The sequence below is a fragment of the Arthrobacter sp. RAF14 genome (genome assembly GCF_052114185.1).
GTDB lineage: Bacteria > Actinomycetota > Actinomycetes > Actinomycetales > Micrococcaceae > Arthrobacter_E.
In genome coordinates, this window is the sequence record NZ_JBFREG010000023.1 from 1 (window position 1) to 377 (window position 377).

Consider the following 377-nt stretch of genomic DNA (forward strand, 5'->3'; position numbering starts at 1 on the left):
CCAGGAACCCCCGGCGGTAACCCGGGTGACATCCTCGGCAGCCTGCCCGATCTGATCGGCGGACTGATCCCCGGCGGCACCGGAACCATCCCCGGYCTTCCGGGYGGCAACCCCGGCACMCCRGGAACCCCCGGCGGAAACCCCGGGGGAGTCATCCCCGGCCTGCCTGGTCTTCCGGGCTTGCCCGGCGGAGTCATCCCCGGTCTTCCAGGTGGCAACCCCGGCACCCCAGGAACCCCCGGCGGTAACCCGGGTGACATCCTCGGCAGCCTGCCCGATCTGATCGGCGGACTGATCCCCGGCGGCACCGGAACCATCCCCGGCCTTCCGGGCGGCAACCCCGGCACACCGGGAACCCCCGGCGGAAACCCCGGGGG

Annotated in this window: 1 protein-coding gene; it reads left to right on the forward strand. The window is 73.7% G+C overall.

The annotated features are described in order from the left end of the window. The coding region (locus tag AB4Y75_RS16730; RefSeq protein ID WP_441437002.1) for a hypothetical protein at positions 1–377 on the forward strand (377 nt) is incomplete at both ends.